The organism is Clostridium sp. UBA2485 (assembly GCF_002341865.1).
Classification (GTDB): Bacteria; Bacillota; Clostridia; order Clostridiales; family Clostridiaceae; genus Clostridium_J.
Map to the genome: position 1 here is coordinate 639 of NZ_DDOV01000069.1, position 22,065 is coordinate 22,703.

The window sequence follows — 22,065 nt, forward strand, 5'->3', positions numbered from 1 at the left end:
CCAAAGGTTTTAGCTAAATATAATTTTTGTTCTTCATTTGGATAAATTCTATATTTATAAGCCTTTAATATATCCTCACCTCATTTCATTCCTTGATTTTTTATATACTTTTAACTATATCTATGGCCACACCACCGATTATTATAATACAATAACTTCTCTTCTATACTTTATAACTAATACTAAATGATTATTATTGTCTAATTTCATCAATGACACTACCTTTCAGCTAATGTAGCTGATTATAGTTTGTCATACTTGTTGCCTATCGGCAACTGCTATTCATCTTCCACTTATAGAAGATGGGAGAATTTCGCACAATTATATTAAATAGAATTTAAGGATATTATCACTGCTATTAGTGACTGTAAGTAACAATTTTTTATCTAATATTATAAATAAAAAATTGTTAAAGTTCAATTTTCATTTTTAACTAACTTTATAGATAAATTTAAACAATAATAAGAATAGCATAATCTCAGATTTTTATATTCTTCAAGTTTAATATTATCAATATTCTAAATATATTAAATTTTATAAAAACATACTCTAATTATACTATTAAAGCAATAATTTTTGCAAATATTTATGCAGTATTTTATTATCCAATAATAGCTTATCAATTATTAAACTTATAAATACACTGTGTTCTTATTTAATGATATTTATAATAAACTAATATAGTTTTATACTTTATATAAATAAAAACATCTTTGTAGAATAACTAGCTAATATGTTAGTTTTTTATAAAGATGCCTAAAAATCTAAATTCATATAATTTTCTTTTTCTACTTATAAAAAAACCACAGAAAAATCTGTGGTTTTAAATATTATCTTGAACCTTTTTCATATGGCTGTCCTGAAGCAGCTGGTCCTTGAGTCTTTCCAACAAATCCTGCTAATGCAAGCATTGTCAATACATACGGTATTGATGAATAAAATTCTGTTGGTAATGACCATGAGAAACCTTGTGCTACTATTTGGAATGATTCACCAAAGGCAAACAATAAACATGCTCCTAATAATCCAAATGGCTTCCAGTTACCAAATATCATCGCTGCTAGAGCTATAAATCCTCTACCTGCAACCATATTATCTCTAAATAATGGTGTAATACCAAGAGACAATGCAGCTCCACCAAGACCTGCCAGTGCACCTGATAAAATTACACATAAATATCTCATTTTGTATACATTTATTCCTAATGTGTCTGCTGCTTTTGGATGTTCTCCTACAGCTCTAATTCTTAATCCTAATGGAGTTTTATATATAACATAGTGTGAAACAAAAACTAATACTATAGCAAGTATCACAAACCAGTTAATTCCACCAATTATTTCTCCTAATATAGGTATGTTTAGTATAAAATCTGGCACGTTAAAAGGTAAACTTTTAACTATATCTGTTTGGCCACCTCTTCCTTCAAACAATCTTGAAATTAAGAAGCTGGCAAGAGCAGTAGAAAAAAGGTTAATTGCTGTACCCGAAATAACTTGATCAGCTTTTAAATTTATACTTAAAACTGCATGAATTAACGCTAGAGCCCCTCCGGCTATCATAGCACAAACTATACCAATAAGAGGACTTCCTGATGCATAAGTTCCATAAACTGCAAAAAATGCACCTATAGTCATCATACCATCTAATCCTATATTAACTACTCCAGATCTTTCTGAGAACATTCCACCAAGAGCTGCAAAAATTAGAGGCGTTGCTATCCTAAGTGTAGCTGTTAATAATGCAATTGCATTTAAATTACTCATTTACAATCGCCCCTTTCTTTTTCTTTTCTTCAAAGTATTTAACAATATAATCCGTTGCAACAAATATAATAATTATTGCTTGTATTAAATATACTATTTGCTTTGGAATTCCATTTAATTGTAATGCTCTAGCACTATTATTTAGTGCACCAAATAGTACTGCAGAACCTATACATGCTATTGGATTATTCTTTGCAAGTAACGCAACAGCGATTCCATCAAATCCATAGCTTGGTACAGCCATAAAATCTTGAAGAGTATGCATAACTCCTGATATATGAGTTGCTCCACCAAGTCCTGCAATAGCTCCAGAAATAACCATAGCTAAAATCATATTTTTAGGTATACTTACTCCACCATATTCTGCCCCATGTGGATTTATACCAACAGCTCTAATTTCATATCCAACTGTGGTTTTCCACAATAGCCAAAAGATAAATGCCGCTACTAATATAGCTAAGAATATGCTTGTATTTGCTGGCGCTGCTTTCATAAATCTAGTAAATTGAGCACTTTCTTCAATTATCGGGGTACTTGCCTTACCAGGCACTCCAAAACGTGTTTTTAATATAATATAATTACAAAGGAATACTGATATATAGTTCATCATTATTGTATTAATAACTTCACTTGTCCCAAATTTAGCCTTTAAATAACCTGGTATTCCAGCCCATATACTACCTGCTATTATACCTGAAACTATCATTAGTGGAATGTGAATTGCTGGACTTAATCCTGGAATTGTTCCAACAATTGCAGCTGCAAGCATTCCAAGAGCAAATTGTCCTGCAACTCCTATATTAAATAAGCCGCATCTAAATGCCAACGCATGGGCAACCCCCGCAAATATCAGTGGAGTTACTTCTGATAATGTAGTCATTATGTTTCTCTTTGTACCAAAGCTACCTTTCCAAACAATAGATATTAATTCACCTAATGCTGTAAAGTATTTAGTTATTGGATAACCTTTAGCCCACATTATGAAAAATACTGATATAAATAGTGAAAGTATTATAGCAATAAATGGGAAAGCTATAGATTTTAAATTTTGCTTGAATTTACTTTTCATTTGCGTTAGCTCCTTTCTCCGCTTGTCCTAAAGTTCCACCAGCCATTAAAATACCAAGTTTTTGCTCTGTAGCTTCACTTCTATCAAGTATTGCAACTATCTTTCCATCATACATAACAGCAATTCTATCTGATAAAGCCATAATTTCATCAAGTTCTAAGGATACTAAAAGTACAGCTTTACCCTTATCTCTTTCTTCTACTAATCTTTTATGTATATACTCAATAGCACCAACATCTAGTCCTCTTGTTGGCTGTGCTGCAATTAATAAATCTGGATTCTTTGAAATTTCTCTTGCTGCAATTAATTTTTGTTGATTACCACCTGATAATGCTGAAGCAGCTACTTCGTTATTTGGAGTTCTAACATCAAATTCTTCTATAAGCTTATCACAATGAGCTTTAATTTCACTATAATTCATTGCAATACCTTTGCTAAAAGGTTTATTTCTATGAACTCCAAGTATGGAGTTTTCAAATAGTGAATACTTAAGAATTAATCCTCTTTTATGTCTATCTTCTGGAATATGTCCTACTCCTGAATCAGTAATTTCTCTTGGTGCTTTACCATATATGTCCTTATCTTTTAATACAACTTTTCCATTTTTAGCCTTTCTAAGACCAGTTAATACCTCTAAGAATTCACTTTGGCCATTTCCATCAACTCCTGCAATACCAAGAATTTCTCCACCATTAACAACTAAATTAAGATCTTTAACAGCTTCAATTCCTCTATGATCATTTGCAGATAAGTTTTCTATTCTTAAAACTTCACCTTTTATTTTGCTCTCTTTTTTATCAACTACTAAATTTACTTTTCTTCCCACCATTAGCTCTGCTAATTGATCAATATTAGTTTCATTAGTAGCAACGGTACCAGTTACTTTACCTCTCCTAATTATAGTAACTCTATCACTCATACTCATAACTTCTTTAAGTTTATGAGTGATTAATATTACAGATTTTCCTTCCTTCTTTAAATTCTTAATAATGTTTCCTAGCTCTTCAATTTCTTGAGGCGTTAAAACGGCTGTAGGCTCATCAAGTATTAATATTTCAGCTCCTCTATATAATGCTTTTAATATTTCAACTTTTTGTTGTTGGCCTACAGAAATATCCTCAATTACAGCCTTTGGATCAATTGCAAAGCCATATTTTTTTGAAAGCTCTTCAACATTTTTAATAGCGGTTTTCATATCAAGCTTAGCACCTTTTTTAGGTTCTGTGCCTAATACTATATTTTCAGCTACAGTAAAATTGTGAACAAGCATAAAATGCTGATGCACCATACCTATTCCCAAGCCAATAGCATCATTAGGATTAGCTATTTTACTTATTTTACCGTTTACATAAATATCACCCTTATCCTGTTGATATAATCCATATAGAATATTCATTAGTGTAGTTTTACCTGCACCATTTTCTCCAAGTAAAACATGAGTTTCGCCTTTTAAAAGTTCAAAATCCACATTGTCATTGGCAATAGTTCCAGGGAAAACTTTGGTTATACCTTTCATTTCTATTACCTTGTTCATCCCGCTTCCTCCTTATACTAACAACCTTCACTACCATTCTCAATAAATTTGAGATAATTACTAATATTATACTACATTTTTTCTATACCTCTAGCATGTATTTTTTGGATAAAGAAAGGAAAATTTTTGATTCTTAAAATCTAGCTCATGAGTAACAAAAGCTAGATGCAAACGGACATCTAGCTTTTATTATACTATTTTTTTATTTACCAGTAAAGTAACAATTATTTAAAATTCTTAGCTTCTTCTCTTGTTGCTGGAGCCTTTATTTCTCCCTTAATAATTTTTTGTTCATAATCTTTAGCAAGATCTATAACTTCTTTTGGAGTATTTTTTTCTGTTGTTTCAGCAATACCAACTGCACCATCTTTTAATCCTAATTCTATATGTCCAGCTTTAAACTCATTATTAACTACAGCTTTTGTAGCATCATAAGTTGCAACATCAACTCTCTTAATCATAGAAGAAAGTATTACATTAGCATATTTCTGTAAGTCTTTTTCAGCTGCTTGGTCTTTATCAACACCAATAGCCCAAACTTCTTTTCCTGCATCTTTTAATTCTTGAGTTGCTTTAAACATTCCTATTCCAACTCCACCAGCTGAATGATATATAACATCACAACCTGAGTCGTATAATGCTTTAGCTAATTCGTATCCTTTATTTGTATCATCGAATGAATCCGCATATTTAACGTTTTTACCAGCTTTTTTTCCATCTGGACTCTCTAATAATTTTCCTGCTTCTGGGTTAACAGCTTTAACGCCAGCTACAAATCCTGATTCGAATTTTTGAATTGTATCAAAGTCTTTTCCACCTATAAATCCAACTTGATTTGTTTTTGTCATTTTACCAGCTATAACTCCCATTAAGAAAGAACCTTCTTCTTCCTTAAATGTTATAGATGTAACATTTGGCGCATCTACTTTAGCATCTATTATAGCAAATTTGCTCTCTGGGTTATTTTTTGCTGCACTTTCAGTTGCTTTATCTAATTGAAATCCTATAGCAAATGTTAAATCTGAACCTGCATCTACTAATGCTTGTAGATTTGGTTCATAATCTTCTTTTTTCTTAGATTCTATTGGTTTATATTCTACACCAAATTCTTCTACTGCTTTTTTAACACCTTCATCTGCTGATTGGTTAAATGATTTATCATTTAATCCACCTTCATCTGTTGCAAGACCTATCATGATCTCACTTTTCTTTCCTTCTCCTGTACTTGCTCCGCCTTCATTTTCTTTAGTTGCAGATGATCCGCAGCCAACTAGCACTCCAGCAGTTAATATAGCTGATGCCAGAACTGCCACCAATCTTTTCATTTTCATAAAACTAACCTCCTAAGATTACACTGTGTATTATGTAAGTTACGGTGTTATTACATAATAATAATCACCCTTACTATATTTAACACTATGTTACTATTATAATTAAAAAGTACTTACATATTCAACTGTTTTATAAATTTTTTTAATTTAGTTAATAAATTTTTTTTTATTTTTTAATCAATTTTATATATTTTATAATTATTTATACAGCATTTCTAATTAATGGTTTCTTTTCATTCTTAGTTACAATTTTTTTGATAAAAGGGAAATAGAGACTGAGCAGTATCTGCTCAGTCAATATTATCCTAAATATTCAGCCTTTTTTAATATTTCAGTTGCCTTTTCTGAATCTTCCTCGGCAACTAAAACTATTGGTCCAGTACAGCCCATTCCACTTTCAGAATAAATATTTTCTTTCCATAATGTTTTACATGCATTTTCAAGTTCAAGTATATCTATTCCTGCTATTGAATAAGTTACAACCTTCTTTTCTGGCATTTTTATATCTTCATCAGAACTTTCAACTTTAGTTGCTTTTTTAGCTGTTTTATCTATAAATTGTTGAAGTCCAACCTTATTAGCTTTTTCAAATTCTTCTCTAGCTATATCTAAAACCTTATTTTCTGCACAGGTTGCACAATATCTTAAGGCTTCAGCTATAAGTGGTGCACCGGAAGCTCTTGAAACTATGTTAACCAGTTTATCATAGTTTTCCCCTACTCCAGGCCCATAACCAGCACCAACAGTCTCGTAATTTCCACCGGTTGTAAATGAAGAGAATATTTTTACAAGTAGATTTCCTGTTAATGAGTCGCATACCATAACATCTGGAGTTCCAGCCAACAGGTCATTTCCTCTCATAACAGCTCCACCATCTGCTCTTAATGATCCCGTAAATTCAAAATTGTATCCTGCTTCTTTTACTTCATTTAATATCCTCTCAACTTGTCTAGCTCCATCTAGGTTTAATATACCAACCTTTGGATTTTTTATTCCATTTGATTTAGCAACTGCTATACCAGATATAGCGTTTTTAACCATTCCTTCAACTCTATTTGTTGAAGTTGTTCCTGTAGTAGTTGCTATTATCATCTCTTTTCCTTTACCAGGAGCTAAAACTTTACCTACAGTAGATACCCCTATTGGAAAATCAAAATGCTGAGTAACGCATCCATCTAATTTACCATTTTCAAGCATTTCAGTCATTTTGCTATGGCCTTCTTCTGCAGTTTCTGCTTCTATTATTTCAAAATCAGCATCAACTTTTGGACCTATTAATACTATATCAAAGTCACCATATTTAGATTTAGCAAGTTCAGCAGCTTTAACCATTTCTTCTACGCCATGTTCAGAGCCTAATATAGTTAATCCTATCCTTACTCTTTTCCTAAATTGACCGCTTTTTATTCCATTTGCTATATCATTAAATACCTCAGCTATCATTGCTTTGGTTGCATTTTGGCTCATAGTTACACCCCTTTTCTTAAGTGTAGTTCCTCTAAATTTGAGGAACTACTTATTTATTTTCACTTAATTACTCCATGTTTTTTGCTAAAAATTCTGCAAAGTCCTTCATGGCATCTGCAACCATTGATTTCACTTCATCTTTGCTTACTCCAGTACTTTCTTCAACCTTTCCTGGATTCTTTTCAACTAATATTGAAACTCCGTCGAATAAGTTAGTCATTCTTCCTAAGAATAAACTTCCTTTACCAACTATCATGAAGTTATTTAATACACCATTTTTAATGTGCTCTATTCCATGTCCTATTATTGGTGCACCTGATGGGATGTGTCCTTGAGTTGGAGCATATCCTGGATATCCATGCTGTTTAACAAAGTTTAGTAATTCTTTCTTTTCTAATTGTCCCTTTTTAACAGCTAATGCAGCTATCATTTTATAGTTTTGTGTTGGAACGTCTCCAGCCCCTGCCGGTTCAGTTATATCAGGAGTTTGCATTTCTGGAGCATATTTATCTACATCTGTTATCTTAATTCCATTTTCTATTAATGGATCAAGTACCAATGCTTCTAAAACTGCTTGTGGTGAAGCTCCATGTCCTATTGTATGTGTTCCAATAACATCAGTTCTTAATATTGGACTAATTCCATCATTTTGAGAAACAAGTACCGCAAATCCGCCTAAGCAATCTTCAAGTACTGGCATGTCTTTTTTAACATGATCTTTACCATTCATTCCAAGTTTAGCTGTAGCTCCTCCTGCTACCACTAAAACATTTTTATATATTCCACTCTTAACAAGTGATGCAGCTGTTATTAATGAGTGAGCTGGAGCTGCACAGAATCCTCTCATATCTGCACCAGTTGCACCAGTTAATCCTACAACTTCTCCAATAGCTTTAGCAATGTTTCCGCCACCTCTTTGGTTCATGTCACCAATAGCTTCTTCTGAACATTCTACTATATATTCAATTTCATCAATTGGTATATCTAAATTGTCTACTAAATGCATTCCTGCTAAAACTCCTGAAGCTTTAACAGCTAGGTTTTCAAGCATATAGTGAGCTGATAGGTTAGGGTCAAATTCATGTGCTCTTCTCACGCATCCTACTAGTTTCTCACCTTCATATAACCCTTCTGCTCCTGAATTGTTAACTAAATTTTCTATTTTATCTAAACTATCTCCTACAACCTTTTCAACTTTTGAAGCAATTAATGGATGTTTAGATAATTTTTCTCTTATATTATTTGCGAATTCTTCTTCTAATATCACCAAGTCAAAAACGTCTGATATTTTCATTAATCCGTAAAATTCATCTTGAGGCATAACTTCGCCAAATTTACCAAATCTATTAGCATTAGGAGTATTCTTTCCATACCATGGTCGTGGCATTTCTCCTAATTCCTCTGGAGTTATATTTCCTATATAGGTTTGATTTGGTGCATAAGCCACAACTTCTTCGAATGGTCTTAAATGGCTATTTAATTCCTTTAAATATTCTGAATCAGGATGTGTTTCTCTTTCTAACGTTTGAGTTGTTCCATTATGTATTACCATATCTGGAGTATTAACTAAAATATACGCTGCTTTCTTTAATACTGGAAAATTCATATTCTTCCAACCTCCCCTTATAAATAGGTGAAATAAATTCACATTAATTTTGGAATTTGCTGATTTTATTCTGAACAATTAGATTATCTAAGCTTTATAATTAATACTATTAATACTATGGATAATCTATAGCACATAATTTATAAAATTATTATGCATTATACATTCCCCATATCACTTAGAAATAATTAGGGAACTTTAAGTTCCCTAATTATTATTTACTTATCAAGATAAAAAATTACTCAAATATTTTTTGTCCATCAACTGGAGTTTGTAATGCTTCTAGAGCTTTTTCAACTAATCTTCTTCTTAATGTATACTCATCTGCTTTGCTTAATGCAGGATTTCCAAGTGGGTGAGGAATAGCTACTGTTGGTATTATTCTATTAGCTCCAACAGTTAAAGATACTGGAGTTATTGTACACATGTGTACTACTGGTAATCCAGCTCTTTCTATTTCTTTAACTAACGTTGCTCCGCAACGTGTACAAGTTCCTCACGTAGAAGTTAATATAACTGCATCAACACCATCTGCAATTAATTCTTTAGCAGCAAACTCCCCATATTTCTTAGAAGAAGCAACAGCTGTTCCATTTCCTACTGTTGAATAGAAATATCTGTGTAGAGCTCCTATTTTTCCTTCCTTTTCTAAATCTCTTAATACGTCTACAGGGATTACTCTATCTGGGTCATCATTAGCATATACAGGGTCATGACCACCATGAGCTGTTTCATAAGTTTCACCTGTTAAATCCATTACTCCCTCTATATCATATTTACCTATTTTAGAAGCACTTGAAGATTCAATATGATCTGGGTTTCCTTTTGGTACTATACCTCCAGATGTAACTATAGCTATTTTAGCTTTAGTGATGTCAGCTATAGGTGGTAATGGGTCAACTCTATCAAAGTCAGGCATTTTAAACTCAGTTACAAACTCCTCACCTTTTAACTTCTTAACTAACATATCAACAGCTCTCTTAGAACCTCTTTCTGTAGCAAAGTAGTTCTTTCTAATACCTCTTTCAATGTAGTTGTCTTCAGCTGGTGATCCGATTTCTTCACCTTTAGCTAATTTTAAAGCTAATTTAGCCATTTTTGGAAGAGCATCTCTCATTCCAACTGCACTATTTCTAGTTGATACAATATGCACAAACTTTTTGTACATATCAGCACCTGGATTTTCAATATACATTGCTGATAAAACTGGTATATTTAATTCTTCTTTAACTGTTGTGGCTATATCTCCACAAGCAACACCATATCTTCCAGCGTTAAATGCAGGTCCAGCTATAAATAAATCTGGTTCATACTTCTTAACCATTTCTAATATTTCTTTTTTTGCTTCTTTAGTATTCTCAGCGAAATAAGAGTCTCCGCAGATTACAGTTGCAACTATCTCTGCACCTTCTTTTTTAAACAATCCATTTAATCCCATTCCCGGTCCTACAAAACCGTCACGTACCTCTGGCTTAATGTCTGCTTTTTCTTCTCCGCCTATTCCAGCGTAAAACTGGTTTATATAATGAACTATCTTAATCATGCATTTTCCCCCTTTCATTGGGAATTGACCCTTAAAAGCATAAAGCTTTTAAGGCCAATTATCAATTTCAGTTTTACTACTATTTTCTTAATTTTTAATCATAAATCTATTATAAAATTAAACGTATTTGCTATATTGATCTCTTACAGATTTAACTTCACCTACTATTTCATCAACTTCCAAAACCATTTCCATCATTCCACATTGTTCATCATAGATAGCTTCATCACATTCACCTTTAACCTCTGGTTCTACTACGTGATAAACTGCTAATCCTAGTTCTACTCCTGCTAATGGTCCTGCAAAAGTTGGGTCTCCTGCTGTAACTGTTTCAGCTGATAATCCAGATGCTTCAGCTTCAGCTCCCCCAATTACTACTACCATATTTTCTGCACCATATTTATCAGTTAGATCTTTTACTCTTTGTTGGATCTCCAGATCCATTGCACCTGCAGCCGTTCAGACAAAGCACTCTGTTGATGCAAATACTACTTCCGCTCCTGCTGATTTTAAACAAGCTTCTATAGCTGGTCCTGGTATTCCGTCTCTATCTCCTATACAGATAGCCTTTTTTCCTTGTAACATAATTTTATCTTCCTTTCATATTAAAAACTTAACATTCGTGAAACTTATAATATTCTAAATAATTTGGTTATATTAATATCCTTTTGCTGTTAAGTAGTTGAACCCTACTTCACTTGTAGCTCCTGTTATAACTTGTATTTCTGCTTCTATTGAACCGTCTTCTCTTAAGCTTCCAACGTGTCCTCCAGCTATTATATCAGCAGCCTCAATATGTCCTATTATTTTTTTCATTTTTGGTAATATAACAACCTCATTAGCATTTCCTCCAGTAACTACTGCATCTCCTTTTGGAGTTGAGTCAGCTAGTGATTGTGAACTACCATCTTGTCCTGCATATTCATCTGTTAAAAGTACTGTTTTAATACCTTTAGCTGTGATTTTATTACAGTTCATAACTAAGTCAGCATCTGGATTACCAAAGCCTTCTTCTGAAACTATAGCAGCATCTGCTCCTAAGAATTCTACTAATTTAGCAACCATATTTGAAGATCTTTCTTTATCAGCTAAGTATACGTTCTCATTTGTGATTACGCATCCGATAAAGTTAAAATCTTTTCCGTGTCTTTCATATAAATCTTCTATTATTGGATGATTCATATGAACATATGATGGGTTTTTATCACAAGCAGACACACAGTTTCCACTTACTATAGCTCCATCAAACACTTCTGTTGGGTATATAAATGTTGGAATTATTTTCTTAGCATCTACACCATAAACATAAGTGTCATGTAATAATCCTTGAGTTTGAAGCATGTAAACATATACAACCTTTGGTAAATCTGGATATTGTTTAACTTGCTCTAATAGTGGCAATGTTTCGAATGTTTTAACTTCATCTGGTTCAACATTCTTACCAGCTTTACCTAAGTACACAGCTGTTTTGAAGCCTATTGTTCTTATGGCTTCTTCATGTTCGTGTTGTCCTATACCTTCTTTTGGTTCACATATAACAACTAAGTTATTTGTTTTAGAGAAAGGTGTATATTTAGCTCCTTCTCCACACATATCAACTATACCTTCTTGGAATCCTACAATTTTACCAGTAGTAACAACTGCAGCTCCTTTTAATACATGAGTTCTTCCTGAACCTACTGTATCAACTTTACTTATAAAGCCTGGGAAAATTCCTCCATTTCCCTCCACTTTAACTCTTGGTTCAATTACGTCCTTAACAGGAATTATTCTAACTTCTTCACCTGGTTTTGCAATATCAAAATCGATACTACTTATTCTTTCATCTCCAGATACTTCTTTAAGTAATTCCTCTTTATTTACATAAAGAACTCCATTATCAACTTTTGTTTCTGCTCCGAATTGAAGATCTTTTATAATGATGTTTCCAATCTCTAGACGCAAAACATTCACCTCCTATGAATATATGAGTTTAACCTACTTTTGTTTTTTTATTTGAAGGTAAGCAGCAATTTACTGCTTACCTTAACAACATCTTAATTAAAGAATAAATTATAATTTTTCATAGTAAGCTTTTATGAAATTTTCTATATCATCTAATGTAGATATTTTATCTGGAGTAATTGTATCAACACATTCTCCACCATTATATATCTTCATTGTTGGCAATCCTAAAACCTTTTGTCCTATAGCAACTCTTCTAGCTCCGCCTATGTTTAAGCTAGCAAATTTAATTTTATCACTATATTTTGGCTCTAATCCGTGAACTCCTGGCATTAATTCTATACAGATTTCACATTTATCTCCCCAAAAATCTACAAATACTGGTCTATCGCTTTGAAGCACTTCCGCCTCAAAATTATCTTTGTTTAATTCTAACATTAAAATTCCCTCTCTTTCTTCAATAAAAGCAAGCTTATTACTTTCATGAATATATTTTCCTATTTCATATTTTTTAGTCAATATACCTTAAATTTTCACAATATAAATATATTATAAAAATTTTTGAACTTAATTAACTTTTCAAACAATTCTGTTTAAAAAAAATAATTTTATTAGTATTTAACTATTAGTTAAATTTTTCCTCTATATAATGTTCACAGTTTGTAGCTGCTATAGCTCCATCTGCTGCTGCTGTAATAACTTGTCTTAAAGATTTTTCTCTAACATCTCCAGCTGCAAATACTCCTGGAATATTAGTTCTCATCTCTTCATCAGTGATGATATCTCCTCTATCATTCATAGTTATCTTTCCTTTAAATAGCTCAGATATTGGTAAGTATCCTACAAAGACAAAACAACCATTTACTGCTAATTCGCTAAGTTCTCCAGTTTTTACATTTTTTATCACTAAACTTTCAAGGATCTCTTCACCTTTGGCTTCTTCAACAACACTATCCCAAATAAATTTAATTTTTGGATTTTTGAAAGCTTTTTCTTGTAATGACTTAGCAGCTCTTAATTGATCTCTTCTATGAATTATTGTTACCGTTTCTCCGAATTTAGCTAAGTATATTGCTTCTGTTATAGCTGAATCTCCTCCGCCTATAACTGCGATATCTAAATCTGTAAAGAAGTCAGCATCACAAGTTGCACAATAAGAAACTCCTCTTCCTCTTAATTCAATTTCATTTTTAAATCCACCTAATCTTGGATATGCACCAGTAGCTATTATTATTGTTTTACCTTCATAGGTAGCTTTTCTTGTTTTAACTACTTTAATATCTCCTTCAAGCTGAACTTCTATAACTTCATCTTTAGCAAATTCAGTTCCAAATTCTTCTGCTTGTTTTCTCATTCTTTGGCTAAGGCTTGTTCCTGTACAATCTTCAATAGATCCTGGATAGTTCTCTAATTCATCAGTAGTGGCTGTCTGTCCACCAAACTTTGCTCTTTCTATTAATAATGTTTTCATTCTTGATCTCGCAGCGTACAATCCAGCTGATAATCCTGCAGGACCTCCACCTAAAATGATAGTATCATAAATAATATGTTCCATGGGTAACCCTCCTTAATTGATTGCATGATTTATTAAATCGCAATCTATCAATTGAAAATCTTGTAATATTTTATCACTCCAATTTGGAGTATTGAAATCTCTTAAAAATTTTTCTGTAGTCATTATTGTACTTTCAATTATTTCTAATGACTGAATATCTAAGGACTCCCTATTTAATGATAAACATACGGTTCTATATGGTGTTTCGTTAGGTTTAACACTACTCATTAATGGATGAGTTAGAAGCTTATGGCCTAAATGTATGTTATCTCTAACATTTTTTAGCACTTCCATTGCTGAACCATCTATATAGACTATTTTATACTTTGCTTCAAAGGTTCTCTTTGACAATGGATTATTAGTTATTATAAATAACGGTTCAATCACCTAGCTTCCCTCCTTTTTCACATATAAAAAAGGCATATGCAAAAGTAATAATTAACTTTGCCTATGCCTCTGTCCTTTAAACCTGAGAGTTTTACTCCTTCGGTGCTTACCGCTTTCCAGAGTTATGTCCATTTTCGGTCCTTTTGCCTGAGAGTTTCAAATTTATTGGCAAAATAAATTTTTGCTTCTTCGGCTACCCATTGTTATAAAAATAATTATTAATAATTATCTTTAATAGATCATCTCCCGAAAATTTCATCCATATTTCTATTAAATTGTTTTTAGTTTGTTTTAACTTACAACCCAAGTATACAACATTCGTCAATAAATTTCTATATTTTTTAACATTTTCCCTTATTTAAATTCTCTATAATCAATTTAAAAAGTTCAAATGATTTATATTTTTCAGAAAGTCTGTTAATTGTTTGTCAATTATTAATATTATATTTTAAAATACTAGTTTTTAAATTTTAATTAAATGTATTATATAAATCAAATATAAGGATTAATTTTATTAAAAATTCTAGTTTTATAAATTATTTATATCTTTATTCAAAATTTTAATTATTAAAATATTAAACTATAATAGCTAATCTTTATTCTTCTATAAAAAACGCTGCACAAGCATCTCTTCCTGAGTGAGTACCAACTACACACCCTACTTCGCATTCAATATATTCTATGTGTTTATTTTCCATATGTTCCTTTAGACTATTGTATATACCCATATTTTCTTCTTCTGGTGCTGCTTGCATCAATATCACAGGAGTCGTTTTCTCAACTCCATAGGATTCTATATACTCCAACATATTTCTCAGTGCTTTTTTACTTCCTCTTACCTTATCTTTAACTGTCATTTCTCCATCTTCAATAGATAGTAAAAGTTTAATTCCTAAAAAACTTCCAATAATACCAGCTGTTTTAGATAACCTTCCACCTTTAACCAGATTATCTAATGATTCAAAACAGGTTATACTTCTTATCTTTGGTATTGATTTTAATACTTCTTCATTAATTGATGTAAAATCTAACCCCTGTTCTTTTAACAAACATGCCTTTACCACTAAAGCTCCAAGGGCACCACATACGCATTGAGAATCAATTACTGCTATATCTTCACTATTTAACATCTCTTTTGCCACTAGAGCTGACTGATAAGTTCCACTCATTTTAGATGATATATGTATTGATATTATTTTATATCCTTCTTTTAAATATTTATCATATATCTCATAAAATCTATGAGGATTTATCTGTCCAGTCTTAGGTAGTTCACTAGAATTATTCATTTTCTCTAGAAATTCCGGTAGTTTAATATCCACTCTATCAAGATAAGTTTCACCATCTATTGTGAATACTAAGGGTATCATCTCTATATTATATTTATTAATTATATAATCTGGTAAGTCACAGGTACTATCCGTTATGATTTTAATTTTCTTATCTTCCATAAATTAACTCCTCCTATTTCATTTTAGGGAATCCAAGTTGTCTTAAACCCTCATAGGCTATAATTGCTACAGTATTAGATAAATTTAATGACCTAGTAGTAGTGTTTATCATAGGAACTCTTATTAAAGTATCTATATTATCATTTCTTATATAATCTGGTAACCCCTTAGATTCGCGACCAAATACTAAAAAGTCACCCTCGTTAAAACTTACATCGCTATAGAACTTTTCTCCTTTTGTGGTACAAAAATAAAAAGTTCCTTCTTTATATTTTTCTCTTAAAGCTTCATAGGATTCGTGAATTTCTATATCTAATAAGGGCCAATAGTCTAGTCCAGCTCTTTTAATTTCCTTTTCTTCAAGACTAAATCCTAAGGGCTTTATAAGATGAAGCTTACAGTTTGTAAGCACACAAGTTCTTCCTATATTTCCTGTATTCTGAGGAATTTCTGGTTGAAATAATACTATATTTAAATTCATAGCTATACCTCCATATTATGTCATTAATCACTATCATACTCTAATTAACTAAATTCGTAAAGTTAACATACTTTAATATAATCACTTGAAACTATAGGTTTTTTCTTAATTATAAAGTAACCCTCAATGATGCGAAAGATTATTTTTTCAATTACTAATTTTGCTAAATTAAATTTATCTTCATATAGATATACGAAATATTATACTTTAAAATTTCTTTTATTTATAGTACCTAAATTTTCATTTATACATTACATATATATTACATACATTTTAAATTATAAGCTGTTAAAAGAAGAAATCCTAATTTACATTAGGATTTCTTCTTTTAAATTTATAATATTAATATTATATAATGATAGAAATACTGTATAAGTATTTCCTTATGAGGCAAGTTTTTATTCTTAATTGAATATTTCTTTTATCCAATTTTTAAAACCTTTTTTCTCTTCTACCTTTTCTTCTACTTTTTCCTTAGATTCTGCTTTTTTAAGCTCAGGAGTTTTCATTACAAACTTAACTTTACCCTCCATATTTTCTCCTAGTCCAGTAAATGTCCCATAATCTTTTGAAAGCTTAACTATTTCATCCTTCACTTCAATTATTTCACTTAAATCGCCCATCTTATTATTAGCTTCACTTTTCATTTTTTCAATTCCTTCATTATGGAATTTGCTCATATTCTTAAATAATTCATCAGCACCTAAAGCTAATTTTTCTGACCCATCTTGAAGTGTTTTTCCACCATCAATCAATTGCTTTTGTCCATCATTTAAGGAAGTCTTAGCATCACTTAATTTAGAAACCCCTGCTTTTAATGTTGTTGCACCACTTGATACTTCATTAGCACCAGCAGCTAAAGCTTTAGATCCTTCTGAAATCTGACTTCCTCCATTTTTAAGTGCCGTGCCACCTTCTTTTAATTGAGACATTCCTGAAAGCACTTTTTCTGATCCTGCCTTAGTTTGTGATAATCCTCCTTCTAATTTTTCAAGTCCACCTAAAAATTCATTACCACCATTTTTAAGAGAAGCTATACCTTGTTTTTGTCCTTGGATTATCATATTTAATTGTGCAACCATTGCCTCATTTCCCGGAACTTGAGATAAAGCTTTTGCCACTTTTTCCAGCTCTTCAGTACTACCATTTAATTCATCTAATCCTTGAAGCTCTAAATTTTTCTTTTCCTTTAATGTAGTTGCACCTTGTAAACTTTGCTCTATTCCACCTTTTACTTGACTTTGACCATCTATAAGTGCATCAGTACTTGAAGTTATTTTTTCAATACCATTAGTAAATTCATTCACTTTAGAACCAAATTCGTCTAATCCTAATGCCAGTTTAGAAGTTCCCTCAGATAGCTTGCCTAAATTGTCAGCTGCTTTGCCTATTCCATCAATGGCTTCTCCTGCACCGGATGCAAATCTACTTACACCTTCATAATAAGTTTTAAAACCATTACTAAATTCAACTTGTTTCTTTGAGAAGGTTTCTGACCCTTCAACAAGTTTACTACTAGCATCTTGAAGTTTATCTATGCTTTCAATTAATTCATCTACTGATTTTATACCTTCTATATCTTCTATTAACAACTCTGGAGTAGCAGTAATCATCATAGGTGACATAGAAAAATCTTCAACCTTAGCTGTAATTTCTAAATTTTTTGGTATGTTTAATACTCCATCTTTTAAAGATAAACTTTCTTCTAACCCTGGCATATTAATAAAAGTTATTATTTGGTTGTTGCCATCATTTATCACTTTTCCACCATTCACTTTTACATTAGTAAAGTTTTCTACAGGTAATGTTGCTAATGTAGCTACTGTAAATGGTGTGTGTATTACTTTGTTTTTTCCTTTTACAGTTACTTTATGTTTTTCATTGTTTTTATAGTCAACTCTTATTTTTAGTTCACCAGATTTTCCTATTAACTCTTCTGGTTTAATTGATTTACCATCTAATTCATAAGAAACTTTTATTTCTAGTGGAAGTTTTTTATCAGTTGTACCTTGATAAAATATATCTTTTCCTTCCATCTTCCAAGTAACATTTTTATTTGATATTTCTGGTTCCTCACTACCTTTTAAATTTTTAATGTTTGCTAACTCACTTTTATCTTTTATCTCAAAATTTTTATTATTAGAACTTAACCAATCACTTACTATTCTCTCTTTTACATTTCCTTGAGAATCTAAAGTAACATATACTGTTTCGTCCTTTTTAACTAATTCTGCTCCATAAACCATATTTCCACTTAGTAATGTTCCTACCATTACTAAAGCTAATACTCTTTTAGACATACATTTTTTCATTTTCTTTTGCCCCACTTTCACCTTTAAAATTTTTACTAGTCTTTTCAATCACTTTTTCACAAACTAAAAGTATTGATGGAAGTATAAATAATATTATTAACATACTTATAATTGCTCCTCTAGCCATTAATGTGCATAAAGAGCTAATCATTTCAAGTTTTGAAATAATTCCAACACCTGCAGTTGCAGCAAAGAAACTTAAAGCACTTGTTACAATTGATTTGGCTGAACTCTGAACTGCAATAGTCATAGCTGAATATTTGTCTAGTCCATTTCTCATCTCTTCTCTAAATCTTGAAGTTAGAAGTATTGCATAGTCAACTGTTGCCCCTAATTGTATAGTTCCTATTACTATAGATGCAACGAAAGGCATGGTTGTCCCTAAATAATAAGAAATACCTAGATTAATTAATATAGCAAGTTCTATAGATAGAACTAATAATATTGGAAGTGAGAATGACATAAATACTCCCATTATTATAATAAATATAGCTAAGATTGACGCTATGCTGACTTTTTTAAAATCAGTATCTGATATTTCAATTAAATCTTTTGTAAGTGGAGCTTCTCCTCCTACTACGCCTTCATTATCATAAGATTTAACTATTTTATTCATCTCTTCTATTTGTTTATTTGCTTCTTCTGTAGCTGCTTTATAAGAAGAATTAACAATTATTTGCTTATAACCTTCCTTTTGGAAAGTATCTTTTATTGTATCCGGTAAAAAGTTTTCTGGTAAAGTTGGGCCAATAAATTTTTCGAGAGCTAAAGCAACTTCTATACCGTCTATATTCTCAATTTCTTTTACCATTTTGTTAATATCATTATTAGAAACTGTATCTTTAACAATTATCATATTTGTTGTAGTCATATTATAATCATTTTTTAATTTATTAGTAGCCACAATTGAAGGTAAATCCTTTGGTAATGACTCATCAAGATTATAATAAACCTCAGCATTCACCTTTCCATATATAGCAGGTATGAATGCAATTATAAATATTGCTAAAAATAATTTATATTTTCCTGTAACTAATGATGCAGTTTTTTCAAATTCAGGTAATATTGTTTTGTGATTAAATTTATGAATAGCATTGTCAAAGGTTAGTATTAATGCTGGAAGTAATGTAACTGTACATATTAATCCAATGAATACTCCTTTAGCCATAACAAGACCTATATCTTTACCTAAGCCTAATTCCATAACACATAATGCCAAGAATCCAGCAATTGTAGTTAATGAACTTCCTGCTACTGATCCCATAGTATTAGCTATAGCCTCTGACATTGCCTCCACTTTATCTTCTGTATATCCTCTTTCTTCGTCATATCTGTGTAATAAAAATATTGAATAGTCCATGGTAACCCCTAGTTGTAGGACTGCTGCTAGAGCTTTAGTTACATAAGATATTTCTCCAAAGAATATATTTGTTCCAAAATTATATAATACTGCCATTCCTATACTTGTCAAAAATATAATTGGAATAATATAAGAATTCATTGTTAAAGCTAAAACTATTGCAGATAATGCTGTTGCAATTAGTACAAAAAACGGTGTTTCCTTATCTGCTAATTCTTTTGTATCTTTTACTATTCCCGCCATACCACTTAAAAAACATTTATCATTAGTAATTTTTCTTATTTCACCAATACCATTTTGAGTAGATTCTGATGAAGAACCATCCTCAAATTTTATAATTAACATAGTTGAATCATCACTATAAAATACTTTACTAAAGCTTTCAGGTAAAATTTCTTTTGGTACTGATGTATCTAAAATATCATTAACCCATAATACCTTTTGAACACCTTCAATTTTACTAACTTTTTCTTTTAAATCAACTATATCTTTAGTTTCCATATTTTCAATAATTAACATGGACATTGATCCACTATCAAATTTTTCATTCAATATTTTTTGTGCTTTCATTGTATCCAATTCTTCTGGTAAATAAGTAAGCAAATCATAATTGACTCTTGTGCTTATAAAACCATATAAAGATGGAAATATAAGTAGCACTGACAGTATTAAAATTAATACCCTATTTTTAGCAATTGCTCTACTGATTTTCTTCATTTTAACTCCCCACCCTCTAAATATTTTAATTAAGTAATTTTTTTATTGATTCAAATAGTATTGGCTTCATTGATTCAATCGGTGCAGGTTCTTCTAAAATTATTGAACTATAACAAACTCCACTAGTTAATTCAATAATTAAGAATAACAATTTTTCTGCATCCATTGTTATATTTTGTTTTTGCTTTAGCTTTTTTACAAAGTGAAAATATATCTCATTCATCTCTTGGTACTCATTTTCATCAAGCAAAGCTTTTTTATAAAGTCCCCAAGTTAGATTTTTATATATTAGCTTTAGAAGTTTTTTATCTTCTTTTAAATAATTGATTATATAATCTATAAAAAATATTACTTCATCAGATAAATCATCAAAACAATTTTTATTAGAAGTTTCTATGGCTTCTTTCAACACTAAACTACTTTTATTTAATATAATTAAATGTTTTAAATGATATTTATCATTAAAATAAAGATAAAAAGTTCCTTTCGCTACTCCAGCTTTCTTAGTTATTTCACTGATATAAGTATCGTTTATACCCTTCGTTGTAAAAAGTTCATAAGCTACATCCATTAGATTTTTCTTTTTCTCAAGTTTATTAGCTTCTGACTTTTTCATTGGCTCTTTGCCCTTTGTTTCCAACCTCACTTCACTCCTTCGAAGTAAAAATGACCCTAAGTCATTTTTTGCTCTAGATATATTCTATTACTATTTTAGAAGAAAATCAATAGTTTTTTGACCCCTGGTCATTTTTTTTCTTTGAAACACCGATTTATACTATATTAGTATAACAAAATTAAGAACTTTTAATTTGTAAAATAAAAAATGCCATTGTAAAATAACAATGACATTTTTATTAAAATTATTTAAATATTTTCATTTAATATAAATTTTTCTATAACTTCTTTAACCCCATCTTCATCATTAGTTGAAGTTATGTATTTAGCTTTATTCTTTACTATTTCCTCACCATTTTTCATAGCTACTCCTAGGCCTGCATATTCTATCATTGACAAATCATTTTCATTATCTCCAATTGTTATTATTTCATCTTTAGATAAGTTGTAATAACTAGCTAGCATTTCTACTGCTCTACCCTTAGAAACATTTTTATTCATAACTTCAAAGTTATTAACTAAAGAACTCACTACCTCATATCTTCCTAAAGATCTAATCTCCTTCTTTGCTCTTTTTATTTTTTCTATATCATCATCAAAAGCAACAGCTTTCAAAATATCAAGTTCATTTACACTAAAAATTTCATTCCAATCCTCTACTTCTTTAATTTTTATTTGAAAACCATTTGGTAATGTTTTATTTGATCTAGAATAAAATCTCAATGCATAACTTGTTTCTCCTGCATATATACTATCTGCAGTATAAAAATGAGGAACTAAATCATGCTTTTTAAATATTTCTAATAATTCAAAGCAATCCTTTTTTTCCAATATACATTTATATATAACTTCTTCTCTATCTTTTTCTCTTATATATGCACCATTAGAAGCTATTATAGGAGCTTTAACACCTATAAGTTCTCCATAATA

Annotated in this window: 19 protein-coding genes and 2 riboswitches; all 19 genes read right to left on the reverse strand. The window is 30.8% G+C overall.

Annotated elements, in window-relative coordinates:
- On the reverse strand, positions 1-71 hold a 71-nt coding region (locus tag B3603_RS13950), incomplete at its 3' end, for a helix-turn-helix domain-containing protein (RefSeq protein WP_291565985.1).
- Positions 72-830: 759 nt separating this feature from the next.
- Positions 831-1,763 carry an ABC transporter permease gene (locus B3603_RS13955; protein ID WP_291565949.1) on the reverse strand — a complete coding sequence of 311 codons (933 nt, stop codon included), beginning with the start codon at positions 1,761-1,763 and terminating at the stop codon, positions 831-833.
- Entirely contained in the window at positions 1,756-2,832 is a 1,077-nt protein-coding gene (locus B3603_RS13960) for an ABC transporter permease (protein ID WP_291565951.1), read from the reverse strand. The genes B3603_RS13955 and B3603_RS13960 overlap by 8 nt, the downstream gene beginning before the upstream one ends.
- Entirely contained in the window at positions 2,822-4,366 is a 1,545-nt protein-coding gene (locus B3603_RS13965) for an ABC transporter ATP-binding protein (RefSeq protein WP_291565953.1), read from the reverse strand. Before B3603_RS13965 ends, B3603_RS13960 begins: the two co-directional genes overlap by 11 nt.
- 224 nt (positions 4,367-4,590) lie before the next feature.
- A complete protein-coding gene (locus tag B3603_RS13970; protein WP_291565955.1) occupies positions 4,591-5,697 on the reverse strand; it encodes a BMP family lipoprotein in 1,107 nt (368 codons plus the stop codon).
- A gap of 300 nt (positions 5,698-5,997) precedes the next feature.
- Positions 5,998-7,164, reverse strand: a complete 1,167-nt coding sequence (gene grdD / locus B3603_RS13975) for a glycine/sarcosine/betaine reductase complex component C subunit alpha (protein WP_291565957.1) — start codon at positions 7,162-7,164, stop codon at positions 5,998-6,000.
- A gap of 67 nt (positions 7,165-7,231) precedes the next feature.
- Entirely contained in the window at positions 7,232-8,770 is a 1,539-nt protein-coding gene (gene grdC / locus B3603_RS13980; protein WP_291565959.1) for a glycine/sarcosine/betaine reductase complex component C subunit beta, read from the reverse strand.
- A 238-nt stretch (positions 8,771-9,008) separates the two neighbouring features.
- A complete protein-coding gene (gene grdB / locus B3603_RS13985) occupies positions 9,009-10,313 on the reverse strand; it encodes a glycine reductase complex selenoprotein B (RefSeq protein WP_291565961.1) in 1,305 nt (434 codons plus the stop codon).
- Positions 10,314-10,430: 117 nt separating this feature from the next.
- Positions 10,431-10,898, reverse strand: coding sequence for a glycine/sarcosine/betaine reductase complex selenoprotein A (gene grdA, locus B3603_RS13990; RefSeq protein WP_291565963.1), 468 nt, complete (start codon positions 10,896-10,898; stop codon positions 10,431-10,433).
- A gap of 72 nt (positions 10,899-10,970) precedes the next feature.
- Entirely contained in the window at positions 10,971-12,257 is a 1,287-nt protein-coding gene (locus tag B3603_RS13995; RefSeq protein WP_291565966.1) for a glycine/sarcosine/betaine reductase component B subunit, read from the reverse strand.
- A 108-nt stretch (positions 12,258-12,365) separates the two neighbouring features.
- Entirely contained in the window at positions 12,366-12,695 is a 330-nt protein-coding gene (locus tag B3603_RS14000) for a thioredoxin family protein (RefSeq protein ID WP_291565967.1), read from the reverse strand.
- Positions 12,696-12,882: 187 nt separating this feature from the next.
- On the reverse strand, positions 12,883-13,812 hold the full coding sequence (gene trxB, locus B3603_RS14005; protein ID WP_039634047.1) for a thioredoxin-disulfide reductase: 930 nt from the start codon (positions 13,810-13,812) through the stop codon (positions 12,883-12,885).
- A gap of 12 nt (positions 13,813-13,824) precedes the next feature.
- Positions 13,825-14,199, reverse strand: a complete 375-nt coding sequence (locus tag B3603_RS14010; protein ID WP_291565969.1) for a GrdX family protein — start codon at positions 14,197-14,199, stop codon at positions 13,825-13,827.
- Between the two features lie 67 nt (positions 14,200-14,266).
- A riboswitch (glycine riboswitch) is annotated at positions 14,267-14,321 on the reverse strand.
- A 3-nt stretch (positions 14,322-14,324) separates the two neighbouring features.
- Positions 14,325-14,458: riboswitch (glycine riboswitch) on the reverse strand.
- A gap of 337 nt (positions 14,459-14,795) precedes the next feature.
- Positions 14,796-15,650 carry a DegV family protein gene (locus tag B3603_RS14015; protein WP_291565972.1) on the reverse strand — a complete coding sequence of 285 codons (855 nt, stop codon included), beginning with the start codon at positions 15,648-15,650 and terminating at the stop codon, positions 14,796-14,798.
- 13 nt (positions 15,651-15,663) lie between these two features.
- On the reverse strand, positions 15,664-16,131 hold the full coding sequence (locus B3603_RS14020; RefSeq protein ID WP_291565974.1) for a tRNA (cytidine(34)-2'-O)-methyltransferase: 468 nt from the start codon (positions 16,129-16,131) through the stop codon (positions 15,664-15,666).
- A 404-nt stretch (positions 16,132-16,535) separates the two neighbouring features.
- Positions 16,536-18,443, reverse strand: a complete 1,908-nt coding sequence (locus tag B3603_RS14025; protein ID WP_291565976.1) for a hypothetical protein — start codon at positions 18,441-18,443, stop codon at positions 16,536-16,538.
- Positions 18,424-20,520, reverse strand: coding sequence for an efflux RND transporter permease subunit (locus B3603_RS14030; protein ID WP_291565978.1), 2,097 nt, complete (start codon positions 20,518-20,520; stop codon positions 18,424-18,426). Before B3603_RS14030 ends, B3603_RS14025 begins: the two co-directional genes overlap by 20 nt.
- Positions 20,521-20,545: 25 nt before the next feature.
- Positions 20,546-21,166: a TetR/AcrR family transcriptional regulator gene (locus B3603_RS14035; RefSeq protein ID WP_396152945.1), complete on the reverse strand. Its 621-nt coding sequence runs from the start codon at positions 21,164-21,166 to the stop codon at positions 20,546-20,548.
- 218 nt (positions 21,167-21,384) lie between these two features.
- Positions 21,385-22,065: Cof-type HAD-IIB family hydrolase (locus B3603_RS14040; protein ID WP_291565981.1), on the reverse strand; the 681-nt coding region annotated here is incomplete at its 5' end.